General features: G+C 70.4%; 13 protein-coding genes. 7 read left to right on the top strand and 6 right to left on the bottom strand.

The window, feature by feature from the left end; genetic code table 11:
• Positions 1-20: 20 nt before the first annotated feature.
• Positions 21-1,292, bottom strand: a complete 1,272-nt coding sequence (locus DIZ27_RS33320) for a ricin-type beta-trefoil lectin domain protein (RefSeq protein WP_181383810.1) — start codon at positions 1,290-1,292, stop codon at positions 21-23.
• A complete protein-coding gene (locus DIZ27_RS33325; protein ID WP_109382153.1) occupies positions 1,289-2,101 on the bottom strand; it encodes a type VII secretion system-associated protein in 813 nt (270 codons plus the stop codon). Before DIZ27_RS33325 ends, DIZ27_RS33320 begins: the two co-directional genes overlap by 4 nt.
• Positions 2,102-2,658: 557 nt before the next feature.
• On the opposite strand from DIZ27_RS33325, the gene DIZ27_RS33330 reads away from it, so the two are divergent.
• Complete coding sequence (locus tag DIZ27_RS33330) at positions 2,659-3,222, top strand: transposase family protein (protein WP_219933676.1); 564 nt, start codon at positions 2,659-2,661, stop codon at positions 3,220-3,222.
• Here the strand turns inward: DIZ27_RS33330 and DIZ27_RS33335 are convergent.
• Positions 3,141-3,797: a response regulator transcription factor gene (locus DIZ27_RS33335; protein WP_109382142.1), complete on the bottom strand. Its 657-nt coding sequence runs from the start codon at positions 3,795-3,797 to the stop codon at positions 3,141-3,143. The two genes, DIZ27_RS33330 and DIZ27_RS33335, sit on opposite strands and share 82 nt — an antisense overlap.
• Positions 3,794-5,062, bottom strand: a complete 1,269-nt coding sequence (locus tag DIZ27_RS33340; protein WP_258308654.1) for a sensor histidine kinase — start codon at positions 5,060-5,062, stop codon at positions 3,794-3,796. Before DIZ27_RS33340 ends, DIZ27_RS33335 begins: the two co-directional genes overlap by 4 nt.
• Before the next feature lie 241 nt (positions 5,063-5,303).
• Between DIZ27_RS33340 and DIZ27_RS33345 the strand changes: the two genes are divergently transcribed.
• From DIZ27_RS33345 to DIZ27_RS33365, 5 genes are all read left to right on the top strand, one after another.
• Positions 5,304-6,314: an ABC transporter ATP-binding protein gene (locus tag DIZ27_RS33345; RefSeq protein ID WP_258308655.1), complete on the top strand. Its 1,011-nt coding sequence runs from the start codon at positions 5,304-5,306 to the stop codon at positions 6,312-6,314.
• Positions 6,311-7,318 carry an ABC transporter permease subunit gene (locus DIZ27_RS33350; RefSeq protein WP_109382143.1) on the top strand — a complete coding sequence of 336 codons (1,008 nt, stop codon included), beginning with the start codon at positions 6,311-6,313 and terminating at the stop codon, positions 7,316-7,318. Before DIZ27_RS33345 ends, DIZ27_RS33350 begins: the two co-directional genes overlap by 4 nt.
• A gap of 99 nt (positions 7,319-7,417) precedes the next feature.
• Entirely contained in the window at positions 7,418-8,503 is a 1,086-nt protein-coding gene (locus DIZ27_RS33355) for an IS630 family transposase (RefSeq protein ID WP_109382144.1), read from the top strand.
• A gap of 16 nt (positions 8,504-8,519) precedes the next feature.
• The gene (locus tag DIZ27_RS33360; protein WP_109382145.1) at positions 8,520-9,512 is read left to right on the top strand and encodes an ATP-binding protein; all 993 of its coding nucleotides are present in this window, start codon (positions 8,520-8,522) and stop codon (positions 9,510-9,512) included.
• Between the two features lie 115 nt (positions 9,513-9,627).
• Complete coding sequence (locus DIZ27_RS33365) at positions 9,628-9,774, top strand: transposase (protein WP_258308656.1); 147 nt, start codon at positions 9,628-9,630, stop codon at positions 9,772-9,774.
• Positions 9,775-9,978: 204 nt separating this feature from the next.
• Here DIZ27_RS33365 and DIZ27_RS33370 read toward each other — a convergent pair whose 3' ends face one another.
• A complete protein-coding gene (locus DIZ27_RS33370; protein ID WP_375232031.1) occupies positions 9,979-10,512 on the bottom strand; it encodes an XRE family transcriptional regulator in 534 nt (177 codons plus the stop codon).
• A 36-nt stretch (positions 10,513-10,548) separates the two neighbouring features.
• Here DIZ27_RS33370 and DIZ27_RS33375 point away from each other — a divergent pair, with 36 nt between their 5' ends.
• Positions 10,549-11,781: an endonuclease domain-containing protein gene (locus DIZ27_RS33375; RefSeq protein WP_109382147.1), complete on the top strand. Its 1,233-nt coding sequence runs from the start codon at positions 10,549-10,551 to the stop codon at positions 11,779-11,781.
• Positions 11,782-11,862: 81 nt separating this feature from the next.
• Here DIZ27_RS33375 and DIZ27_RS33380 read toward each other — a convergent pair whose 3' ends face one another.
• Positions 11,863-12,948 carry an IS110 family transposase gene (locus DIZ27_RS33380; RefSeq protein WP_109382148.1) on the bottom strand — a complete coding sequence of 362 codons (1,086 nt, stop codon included), beginning with the start codon at positions 12,946-12,948 and terminating at the stop codon, positions 11,863-11,865.
• Positions 12,949-12,991 lie beyond the last annotated feature (43 nt).

Consider the following 12,991-nt stretch of genomic DNA (forward strand, 5'->3'; position numbering starts at 1 on the left):
CCTGTGTCGAGGCGTCGCGGTCAGGTGCTCCACTTCTGGGCGTCGGCACCGTTGCACGTCCACAGTTGCAGCGGGGCCCTGTTCTCGCGGTTGCTGGCCTTGATGTCGACGCACTTGCCGACGACGGTGTTGACCAGGTCGTGGCTGGCGTTGAGGGCGAACTTCTGGGCGGCGTTGCCGTTGCACCAGGCGATCTGGATGAGGGCGCCGTCGTTGAAGTCCGCGTTGGCCACGTCCAGACACTTGTCCTTGATGCGGATGGTGCCGTCGGAGGCGAACCGCCACTTCTGGGCGTCGGCATTGTTGCAGTCCCACATGAACAGCTTGACGCCGTCGCTGAAGTTGTGACCCGGTACGTCGATGCAGCGGCCCGAGAGATGGCTGCGGAAGGAGACGGGGTCACTGAGGCTCACGCCCGCAACGGCAGCCGCCGGCTGCTTCTGGGCGCTGCCGGACTTCTGCTCGCCGCTCTGCTTCTTCGGCGCGGCCGGCTGGTCGGCGTCGTCCTTCTTCTGCTCCTCCTCGGCCTTGTCCGTGTCCGGAGTCGGAGCCGGAGCTGACTTGGGCGCCTGCTGCACCGGCTTCGCGGGCTTCTCGGGCTTCTCGGACGTGTCGGGACCCTTCGTGCCGTCGCCCGGGGCACCGGCTTCGGTCGGGGTCACCGCGAACTCGCCCGGTGTCTCCTGCCCGCTGCCGCTGAGCACGGTTCCGGCCGCCACCGCCGACTGGTCGGGGTCCTTGTCGTCGTCCGTCGCGAGTACCAGGAACGGCACCGACACGAGCAGCGCCCCTGTTATCGCGGCCCCGGCCAGCACGGCCTTGCCCGGTCGCCCGACCGGCCCGGTCTGCTGCGGCCGGTCGATCGCGGTCGCGGTCATGGTGCGCACGAGCGCGGGCAGCCGGCTCTGTGCGGCGGCGGCACCGGAGTCGGGGTCGGCCTCGCACCGGGCGCCGGAGGAGGCCCCTGTCCCGGGCTCGGTCGCGGTCTCGGGCTCGGTGGTCGCGCCCACCCCGGTCTTCCTCTCGGCCTCGCCGGCTTGCACAGCGGGCTCCGGCTTTTCCTCCGCCTTGCCGGCCCCCGCTGCGGTCTCCGCTTCGGTGTCTGCGCCGGTCTTCGCCTGTGCCGACTCGGGTCCGGCTTCCGGCTCGGCCTTTGACTCGGGCTCGGACGTGACGGACTTCGCCTCCGACGTGGACTCGGTGAGGGCAGCCGCGGCCGTCTCCTCGCTCTCGGGACCGGACTCCGCGCGAGCCCGCGGGAAGGCGGGAGGTTGCTGAGCCGAACGCGTCACGGGGTTCTCCCTGTGGTGTGTGGCCAGGGTTCAGATGGGCTGTCGGCCCGGTCCGCGGAGGGATCCGCGGCCGAAGCACCGGTACGGAGCACCGCGCCGGAGAGGTTGACGGGCGCATCCTCTGCCGGTGCCTCCTCGTCGTCCACCCCGCGGTCGGGGCCGAGCAGGCTGTCCGCCGGGACGAGCAAGGGTGCCGCCGCGGCGGCGTTGACCATCAGCAGCGTGCCGGAACCGCTGAGTGAACGGGCCAGTTCCGCTGTCGGCAGCGTGTCATGGTGAAGTGCCGGGGACATGAACTCGTGGGCCGGCGAGGTGAACAACAGCACCACAGGGGCTCCGTCCCGCCCGGCGGCCATGAGAGGCCCGCCGTCGGGCCCGCGCACCACCGTGACGTCCGCCTCCGCGAGTGCCACGAGCGCCGCGTCCACGGAGCCGTAGCCGGTGGCGGCTCGCTGGGCCGCGGCGTCCACCGGGTCGGTGGGCTCCGGCCAGCCGAGCATCCGCGCCGAGGGCCGGTACGCGGGGTTGGCGCGGTACTCCCCCACGCCGCCCTCGTCGTCCGACTGCCACTCGCCCAGCACCGCCCACTCCGGCGGCGTCCGCCCCTCGGCCCACTCCGGGTCCACCACCCCGATCCAGTGCCCCGGCGCCTGGCGGGCAGCGGCCCTCACGGCTTCGGGTATCGCGGGCCGGTCGGCGACCTCGTTGGGGCCGGTAGTGAATGACTGAAGATCAGCGGCCGATTCGGAGGCACCCGGAACGACGGACAGGGCGCCCTGCCCGCCCTCTTGCCGTTCTCCGGGCCGCATCTGCACCTGAACCCTTGACTTCGTACGAATCCTTGAGTGCCAAACGACATGAGGGCTCGCCGACACTGATCAAACCGAGTCAACAGGATGTCACATCAGCCCCGTCCGTGGGCGTCCGCCAACGGCCCGTATCGCGTTCTGACGTGCCCGTCTGCTGCCCGAACAAGGAACGATCCGGGAGCAGCGAGGCACGGGCGGACAAAGCGACGGGGACATTCGGGGCGAGGAGGCATCCGTCGTTCCACGACGGACTACGTCGGGTACGCCTTCGGCCCCTTCGACGTACAGGGCCTTCCGACCCGAGGCGTATGGGATTACCTCGCAGCTCGGCAAGGCGTCGCATCAGCAGCCGGCCGCCACCGTGCCGGGTCGCGCGAAATCCGGTGTCGACGAGGACGGGGCCGGCCCAGACCCACTTCGACGCGGCACACTACAACACCCCTGGGCCACTCGGCGTTCATCCGACCCGACCACTGCCGGTCGCTGCCCACCACAGGCTCCGCCCGATGAGGAGTAACGACTCGGTCGGCGACAGCTGAGCGCGGCCCGGCCGTGAGGTGAAGACGGCCGCGCGGGTTCGCCGACGCCGACGCCGAGGGCGTGACCTTGCGGATCGACGGCATGGATACTCAGGTCCGCCGCCCCCGTGCCCGCGCCGGCCCGGCAGGAGCGCGTGCGTCTCCGGCAGGGAGAAGCAGAACACCATCAAGACCACCACCATCAGCGACGGGCAGGGTCGCGCCCTGTGGAACGGCGCCGACAGGCCAGGCAGAATGCACGACCGGACCGCCGTGCGCACCGAGGGCATCGCCGAGCCACTCCGCCTGTGCCCGACGGTGAAGGCCGAGGCCGACGAGGGCTACCGGGGGCTGGCCAACGAGTTCCCTGACCATGTCACCGCCCCGCCCAATAAGACCAAGGACGACGCGCCCGACGGCGAGAAGCGGGCCTGGTGCGAGATGCGCCGCCACCAGTCCTCCCGCCGCATCGCCGTCGAGCTCGCCGGCGCGGGCCATGAACGGCGGCCACCGAGCGTGGCTCACCCCCGCCCCTCCACCAACCCCGACTCCCAGGCCCAAGCCGCGATCTCCACGCGGTTGCGGGCGGACAGCTTCGTCTGAACATTTCCGAGGTGGGTCTTCACCGTGCCCACCGAGATGGTCAGCTCGTCGGCGATCTCGGCGTTCGTCAGGCCTCGGGCGACCAGGCGCACCAGGTCCTTCTCCCGCTCGGAGAGTGCGGTGTGCGGCTCGCGCGGAGCGGGCGCGGCACTGTTGAGCTGCCGCAGCAGTCGGACCGTGATCGCCGGGCTCACCAGGGCCTCGCCGGAGGCAGCCGCCCTGATGGCCTCGACGAGCAGGGCGGGGCCCGAGTCCTTGATGAGGAAGCCGGAGGCGCCTTGGGTCAGGGCGCGTTGTACGTACTCGTCGTCGTCGAACGTCGTGACCACCACGACCTTCGGTGGGTCCACCGTCCCGGGACGCGTCAGTCTGCGCAGCGCCTCCAGGCCGTCCATGCGCGGCATGCGGATGTCCATCAGGACGACGTCCGGGCGGTGGAGCTCGGCGAGTTCCACGGCGTGGACCCCGTCCGTGGCCTCCCCGACAACGTCGATGTCGTCCTCCGCCGCGAGGATCATCGCGAACCCGGCGCGCACCATGGCCTGGTCGTCGGCGATCAGTACCCGGATCGTCACGAAGCCGCCGCCCCTGCCGTGGCCGTCCCGGCCGCCGACACCCCGGCCGTCGACACCGGAAGCGTCGCCTCCACACCCCAGCCGCCGCCTGTCACCGGCCCCGCCTGCACGCTTCCGCCGATCAGGCCCACCCGCTCGACCAGCCCATGCAGCCCGAAGCCGCCATGCGAGACGTGACGCGGCCGTCCGTCGTCGCTGACCCGTACGGTCAGCCGGTCCTCCGAGCGGCTCACCCGTACCCGTACCTCCGTACAGGCTTGGGCGTGTTTGCGTACGTTGGTGAGGGCCTCCATCACCACCCGGTGCGCCGTGGTGGTCACCTCCACCGGCAGATCGTCGACGGCCCCCTCAAGGTCGAGCCTGGCCCGCGCGCCACCCACCGCCGAGAACTCCTCGACCAGCGACCGCATCTCGTCGATCCCCGCCAGCGGCGTCACCGCCACCTCCCCGTCGGCGTCGCGCAGCATCCCCACCATGTGCCGCATGGAGGTCAGCGCCTCCGAGCCGGCCTGTTCGATCCGCCGCAGCGCGGGCGGCACGAGTTCGGGGCGGCGGTCCGCGACCGCCTGGGCGCCCTGCGCCTGTACGACGATGCCGGTCACGTGGTGGGCGACGAAGTCGTGCAGGTCCCTGGCGAACTCCGTCCGCTGCTCGAGACGCAGCGCCGCCGCCTGCCGTCGCCGGTCCACCATGAGCAGCCGCGTCCCGAGGCCGACGCCCAGCGCCGTGACCGCGGCCAGCGCGAAGAGCAGCGCCATGATGATGGTGGACTGCCGCACCGAGACCGCCACCGGCCGCAGCACGATGGCCATGCACAGCACGGGCACGGCCGCCACCACCCACGAGGGCGTCCCCCGCCGGGCGACGACCAGCAGGAGCCACACCAGCGCCGCCGGTTCGGCGAACCCCATGGCCTGCGAACCGACCACCATCTCCATGTGCAGCCACACCGAGAGGCAGAGCGAGACGACCGCGAGCGCGCAGGCCGTCATCGGCAGCGCCCGGTCCCCGTCGAACCGAGGCGAAGCAATGGCCACTCCGACGGCCAGCAAGGCGCCGATCAGCTTGGCGGGGCCGTGGTCCTCGATCCAGTAGAAGCCGGCCAGCAGGTCGAGGAGGGCGAGGCCGGCCAGGGCCGCGACCAGCAGCACCCATGACGTGACGGGCAGCAGCCGCGTACGTCCGTTCCCCCGCGTGACCGCGGGTGCGGTCGCCCCGGTCGCCATCTCCGTCACGTCCTTCACCTCTCTCGGCTTGCTCGACATCCCGCCACGATCTCGCACACCCGAGATCTCTCGCACCGGCCGAAAGTCGGAGCCCGCCGCGCATGATCTGTCTTTCGCCCGATACCCCGCGGGCGGCGGCCGAGCAGAGTTGTGTCCACCGGAAGCGGCGTGACCCTCCCTGACACCTGACACGGAAGTACGTCGCCACCACGGCCAACGTCACCGTAGTGCGGACCCTCGAAGGTCCCCCACGCCCCCCACGTACAGGAGCCACCCACCCATGGACCACGCGACGATGCACCTGGGAAACGGACCGGGATCGCGGTGTCTCGCAAGTACGTCCCCGCAGTCCCCCGAGCCCGCGATCGAGGCCCACGGGCTCGGCAAGAAGTACCGGCGCGGCTGGGCCCTGCGCGACGTCTCCTTCCGGCTGCCGACCGGGCGGGTCTGCGGCCTCGTAGGACCCAACGGCGCCGGCAAGAGCACGCTGATGGGCCTGGCCACCGACATGATCCGCCCGACGGCCGGCGCGCTGCGGATCTTCGGCGCGGCCCCGGGTTCGACGGAGGCGGTCCTGCGCACCGCGTTCCTCACCCAGGAGAAGCCACTGTTCCGGCGCTTCACCGTGGCCGAGACGCTGCGGCTCGGCCACGAGCTGAACCCCCACTGGAACCAGGGGATCGCCGAGGGCATCGTCCGCGCGGGCCAGGTGCCGCTGGCGGCGAGGATCGGCACGCTGTCCGGCGGTCAGCGCACCCGCGTCGCCTTCGCCCTGGCCTTCGGAAAGTGCCCTGACCTGCTCATCCTCGACGAGCCGATGGCCCACCTCGACCCGCTGGTCCGCCGCGAGCTCATGGCCACGCTGACGGCGGCGGCAGCCGAACGCGGCACGACGGTACTGATCTCCTCGCACATGCTCGCCGAGCTGGAACACATCTGCGACTACCTCCTCGTCATCGCGAACGGCGGCCTGCGTCTCGCGGGCGAGGTGAACGAACTACGGGCGGCACACGCCCTGTTCGCGGTCCCGCCGGGCACCTCGTTCCCGGCCGGGAGCCCGCACCGGGTCATCGGTTCCAAGCCGCCCGGCGTCGAGGGCCGACCCGGCGTCCTCGTACGGCTCGGCGCCCCGATCCAGTACGGCGGACAGGCCGAGCCGCCCACTCTGGAGGAGCTGCTGCTCGCCTACCTGCGCTCACCCGACGCGCCCCCGCTGATCGCCCCCGGCGCCCAGGTCGGCGACATCCACGACATCCTCACCCGCGACCGGCAGAAGGCTGTGACCGCATGACCACGCTCACCCACGACCCGGCCCGTACGGCCCCCGACGCACGCCCTGCACGCAAGGGCCCCCGATTCGGCGGACCGATCTGGCTGGTCTGGCGCCAGCACCGTGCGGCGTTCTGGACCCTGCTCGCCCTGACGCTCCTGACGACGCTGGCCATGATCTACCTGCGCGGCCAGCTGACGGACCACCTCGCCACGTCCCCCCAGAAGAGCCTCCCGCCCGACATCGAGAAGTACACCGGCCGCCTGTTCAGCGCCGGAAGCCACCTGGGCTACGCCCCCATCCTGGCGGGCGTCCTGATCGGCGCCCCGCTGATCGCGGGCGACCTGGAGTCCGGCACCGCAAAGCTGGTGACCTCGCAGTCCGTCAGCCGCCTCCGCTGGCTCACCACGAAGCTCGCGATGCCCGCCGCGCTGATCGCCCTGTCCACCACCGCGCTGGGCGCCGTCTTCACCTGGTGGTGGAACCCGGTCAGGAGCCGTGCCGACAACCTGGAGTGGACGAGCAGCGCGTTCTTCGACGTCACGGGGGTCCTGCCGGCGGCCCACGCCCTGCTCACCTTCACCGTGGGTGCGGCGATCGGCATGCTCCTGCGACGCACGCTGGTGTCGATGGTGGTCACACTCGGCACAGTGGTGGCGATCGGCTTCATCTGGGACCGCTTCCGCCTGAACCTGGGCCATGTCCTGTCGGTCACCACCCACGAGGGCGTAGGCCCCGACGCCCGGCAGCCGGAACTGCCCGCCGGTGCGGTGCAACAGGGCCAAGGCACGTACTTCCTCACCGACTCGGGAGCCCGCCTGGACTGGACGACGTGCCTGGACAAGATGGAGAACACCGCCCGCACGTCCTGCCTGGAGTCGAAGCACGTCATCGGCTACGCGGCCGACTACCTCCCGGCCTCCCAGATGCAGCCGATGCAGTGGCTGGGGGCAGTCATCATGCTCACAGCCACCGCGGCCATCGTCACGTTCATCCTCGTGTGGGGACGGAAGCGGCTCTTGTGAACCGTGGGCCCTGCAGGCCCCGTCGCTGCCTCCTCGTCCGACTCCGAGTCCGATCTAGTGTCATGAGTCTTTATTACATCATAGAAGTAGGCTGGGTTCATGGCGCGTATGGGTCGGCCGACGGTCGAGGTGGTTCTGACGGACGAGGAGCGAGAGACGCTGCTGCGCTGGTCACGGCGGGCGACCTCCTCGCAGGCGCTGGCACTGCGCTGCCGGATCGTGCTCGCGTGCGCCGACGGCGGCTCGAACACCGCGGTAGGGGCGGAGCTTGGGGTCCATCCGGTCACGGTGGCCAAATGGCGCAAGCGGTTCGCGGCCGATCGGCTCCAGGGCCTGTCCGACGAGCCGCGGCCCGGTCCGCCGCGCACGGTGGACGACGAGAAGGTCGAGGAGGTGGTGGTGCGCACGCTGGAGACCACCCCGAAGAACGCCACGCACTGGTCGACCCGGGAGATGGCGGCGGCCAGCGGGCTGAGCCAGTCCACCATCTCGCGGATCTGGCGGACCTTCGGCCTCAAGCCGCACCTGGTGGACACCTTCAAGCTGTCCAGGGACCCACAGTTCATCGAGAAGGTCCGTGACGTCGTCGGCCTGTACCTGGATCCGCCGGAGCGGGCGATCGTCCTCTGCGTGGACGAGAAGTCGCAGATACAGGCACTGGACCGGTCCGCGCCGGTGCTGCCGATGATGCCCGGCATGCCCGAGCGCCGCACCCACGACTACCTGCGCGGCGGCGTGACCACCCTGTTCGCCGCCCTGAACACGGCCACCGGCGAGGTGATCAGCTCGCTCCACCGCCGGCACCGCGCGGCGGAGTTCAAGAAGTTCCTGGCCAAGCTGGACAAGGAGGTCCCTGCCGACCTCGATGTGCACCTGATCTGCGACAACTACGCCACCCACAAGACCCCCGCGATCCAGAAGTGGCTGCTGGCCCACCCTCGCTTCCACCTGCACTTCACCCCGACCAGCTCTTCCTGGCTGAACCAGGTCGAGCGCTGGTTCGCGCTGTTGACGGACAAGCAGATACGGCGTGGCGTCCACAAGAACGTCCAGGCCCTGGAGAAGGACATCCGGGCCTGGATCGCCGACTGGAACGACAACCCGAGGCCCTTCGTCTGGACGAAGACCGCTGATGAGATCTTCGAACGCCTCGCCGGATATCTGAACCGAATCAAGGACTCATGACGCTAGGAGAGTCCGTATGACCTCACCGATGCCGATGTACCCGAAGCTGCCGGAACGCTGCCTGGTGGTGCTCATCGGCGCGTCCGGTGCCGGCAAGTCCACGCTGGCCAGCACCTGGCTCACCTCGCAAGTCTTGTCGTTGGATGCCCTGCGCGGCGCGGTCAGTGACGACCCGGGCGACCAGGAGGCAACCACCGACGCGGTCGACGCCCTGCACCTGCTCCTGAAGCGCCGGATGGCGCGGCGCCTGTTCACTGTCGTTGACGCCACGAACGTCACCCGGTTGGCCAGGGAGCCGCTGGTCGCCGCTGCCAAGCAGCATCACATGCCCGTCATCGCCGTCCTAGTCTTCGCCCCGGCCTCTGTGTGCGTGGAACGCCAGGGCCCGCGGCCTGCAAACCGGACCGTGCCGGACGCCACGGTCCGCAAGCAGCACACGGCGATGCTCCACTCCCTCCCGACGCTGCTCAGCGAGGGCTTCAACGAAGTCGTCTTCGCGGACAGCCTCTACCGGCTGGAGCCGTTCCTGCAGCGGCTGTCCGAGGCCCGCGAGGCCGGCCTTGGGCGGGACTACAGCGAGAGCCTGGACGATCTGGCGCTGGTCCGGGGCTTCTTCGGGCCGGAGGTTTTGCCGCTGTGGCGGTGGAAGCCCGGCTCCGACCTGGCGTCGGGCAAGGACCGCATTGCAGAGATCCGCCTCAGGCGGCAGTACCTCACCCTCGCCTACCGCCACGACGCCGACGGTGAGGGCAACTTCGGCTTCGACGTCCTGCTGCCCTGCCCCTTCGATGCGGAGTGCACCGGGCAGGCGTGGGCGCCGGTCTACTCCGTCACCGACCTGTACCGGGCCCTGACCGGTGCCATGCACAACGACCCAGACCTCTTCTGCACCATCCACGACGGGGCCGACGACATCGACCAGAAACTCAACAACTACGACACCAGCCAGGACGCCCCCGCAGAGAACCCCCGCTCTGAGCCGTACGAGCTGGAGGCAGTCGGCGAATGACCAGCAAGTCCACCACGTGCGGCTGGGGCCAGGTCGTCTCCCGATGCGACCGGTGTGGCACCGAACACACTGGGTGCGTTTCAGAAGTGGATCTTGATGTGTCACGATCCACTTCGTGGGGCGGCATGATCTGACGAACGCACAGTGGGCAAAGCTGGAGCCCCTGCTCCCGGTGGGCAAGAAGCCTGGACGGCCACCGGTGCACACCAAGCGGCAGCTGACAGACGGCATACGCCGGCGCACCCGCGCCGGCGCTCCCTAGCGGGATGTGCCCGAGCGGTACGGCCCGTGGGAGACCGTCTATGGCACCTCCTGGCGGGTCGTACCGCCACGGTACGCGCGCCATGGGCGGGCAGATGCAGGCATGGATCGATTTCTTACGTCAGAAGGCGGCGCGGGTGTCGCTTCTTGCATCGCCAGTGACGACGTGGCTGTCGTACAGGCCCGCTCGTGCGATCCGGTGTGGCTACAGGTCGAACTCCACGTGCTCGACGTCCGTGAACTGCACCGCCAGGCCGGTCGCGCGGCGGCCCCCGTCGCGGAAGTAGACCTCGCCGAGCGCTTCGGCCGCCAGGTCACGCAGCTGCCGCTCGCCGGCACCGCGATCCTGGGCGTCGAAGAGGCGGGCCGCGTGCTGCGGGGGCAGGGCGAGGGTGGGGTGGCGGATGCGGGCGTCGTCGGTGGTGCCGGGCGCGGCGGTGAAGCCGATACGGGCCCGGGTGTCGACGACCAGGCCCGTGCTGGCGGCAGCCTGACGCCGGACGCGCTCACGAATACGGGGCTGCCGGCGGGCGCGCACCGCGTCCTGAAGGCGGTGGGCGAGGTCCGCGCGGGGCCGGCGGATCTGGTCCTTCACGTACCGCTCCACGGTGCGCTGCGAGACGCCGAGCGCGTCGGCCAGGCGCGGCTTGGCCTGCCCCGGCAGAACCGCCGCTGGCGCAGGTCGTAAGCCACCCCAAAGTTTCACCCGGCTTCCGCCCGGAGCCGGGGGAAACGACATTCCGGCAATGTCAGACCCTCCTGCGATCATCCGGGCATGCTCATCAGCCCACAGCTGGCCCGGGACATCCTGGCGGAACTGACCAAAGACTGCGGTCTGCCCCTCAACGCCGGTGAACTCATCCCCGACAAAGGCGAGTTCCTCAACCACGGCCATGTGTTCATCGGTGACGTCGCCGTACGCGGCTACAAGGACAAGGGCCGCTGGAAGTACGACGACCGGGAGATTCGCCGCGCCGCACAGGCCCTCGCCGCCATCCAGGTCGCCCAGGCCGATCTGGTGGAAGCCCAGGTCCCCAGCCGCCACTTCTTCGAGGACCGGGAGCGGGACTCGTTTGAGGACTGGAAGCGGGCCAACTGGCGCAGGACGGTGAATCGCTGGATGTACGACGCCACACGGCGCTCCCGCCGACACGACGACTTCGACGTCTACGACCCCGTCGACGACGACGTCTGGTCCAGCCGGTACGCAATCGGCGCCAACGGCTTGCCCGGTCAGCTCACCTTCGAGGAGCTTGTCTCGTTCTACGGTGAGCGCACCGTGGCCGGCACCCGACCGCTGCAGCTGTTGACCTGGTCCGGGACGCACTGGATGCTCCCGCGCACGTACGCCGACATGCTGGACCGCTGGCAAGAGCGGGACCAGGCGCTTTCGGAGCAGGCCCGGTTCTGCACCGGCTGTCGGCGCCGGGGCGGTCGCTGGGCGTGGCGCACTACGACCGCGAGCGGGTACGTCACACTGTGCCCGCCCTGCTCGGGGGAGGCCTTCCAGACGTACACGGGGCACCTGCGCGGCGTCGCCTACCGCTCGCTGCGCCGTACGTCCCGTGCTGATGAGTATCTGTGCTGCCTGTGCCACGAGAGCCGGGCGTCCATCTGGGACCACTGCCACGACCACGGCCTTGTCCGGGGGCCGGTGTGCGCGAGCTGCAACACCTTCGAAGGCAAGGGCGTGGCCTTCCTGCGCCGAGAGGGCAGCGCACGGCACCTCCTGGAATGTCGCGGGTGCCGGGAAGCGCGCACGCTGCCCCGCCGCTTCCACCTCGATGTCGCCCTCGATCACCTCGAGGAGGTCGAGCGGCACGGTCGCTGCCAGCGCCGTCCGCACGCCCACGGTTCAGAGTTCATGCACGGCGTGCACCGCATCACCTTCTACTGCCACGCCCACGCCTCAACGTCGACCTGGACGAAGGAAATGACCGCGGCCGGGGTCGCCGGCCTGGTCCGGGCCTTCGTGGACGGTGTCCTGTCCGGTGCAGCAGCCGGTTGACGCCCGTCTTGTCTGCCGCATTCGGCTGCGGGCCAACACTGACATCCCAGGTCGCGCCTCGCCACGATGCTCCTATAGACGTCAAGCCGCAGGAGCAAGGTCGTTTTGACTGGTTCGTTCGGTTGGTGTGCTGGTCAGCGCGCGGTAGACCTCGCGGGCGACGAATCGCTTGAGGCAGCGCATGATGTCCTTCTTGTTCAGCCCCTCCTTGGTGCGGCGCTCGACGTAGGCGCGGGTGCGTTCGTCGTAGCGCATGCGGACCAGCACGATGGTGTGCAGGGCGTTGTTCGCGGCCCGGTCGCCGCCGCGGTTGAGGCGGTGGCGGTGGGTGCGGCCGGAGGACGCCGGGATCGGCGCGACCCCGGCCAGGTGCGCGAACGCGCCCTCTGAGCGCATCCGCTGTGGGTTGTCCCCAGCGGAGGCCAGCAGCTGGCCGGCGGTCTCGGGGCCGACGCCGAACAGCTCCAGCAGCTTCGGGGCCGCCTGCTCGACCAGTGGGCCGATCTCAGCGTCCAGCTCGGCGATCTCGATGTCCAACGCCTGGTGGCGGCGGGCCAGATGCCGCAGTGAGGCCCGGGTGGCGGCCAGCGGGCGGGACAGGTCGTCGCCGGGCCGCAGCCGGGTCAGGACGCGTATCAGCGCGGCCCGGTCCAGGCCGGCGACCCGTTCGCGCAGCATCGCCGGTGCGGACACCAGCACGGTGCGGATCTGGTTCATCGCCTGAGTACGGGCCTTGACCGCGCTGCGGCGCGCGATCCGCAGGACGCGGACCGCTTCGACGACCCCGTCCCGGCTCTTGGGAACACCGGTGGCACGCCCGGACAGGACGGCCATCGCGGCGGCGTAGGCGTCGATCGGGTCCGACTTGCCCTTCGTCCGCCGGGTCTTGCGGTCCGGGCGGTCGACGTCGATGACCGTGACGCCGGCCGCGGTGAGCACCCGGGCCAGCTCGGCACCGTAGGCGCCGGTGCCCTCCACCCCGACCGCGACCAGGGTGCCGTGCGAGCGCATCCAGCCCAGCAGGTCCCGGTAGCCGCGGATGGTGGCGGGAAACTCCCGGTCGGCCAGGTGCCGGCCGACCGGGTCGATCACGGCRGCGTGGTGGGTCAGGCCGTGGGTGTCGACTCCGCCGGTGGTCTCCGGGGCGTCGTGCGTCCTGCTGGTCATGTCCGTCCATGTGGCGTGTCCGGTACGAGGGCGGCACGCGCCG

The organism is Streptomyces sp. NWU339 (assembly GCF_003143855.1).
GTDB lineage: Bacteria > Actinomycetota > Actinomycetes > Streptomycetales > Streptomycetaceae > Streptomyces.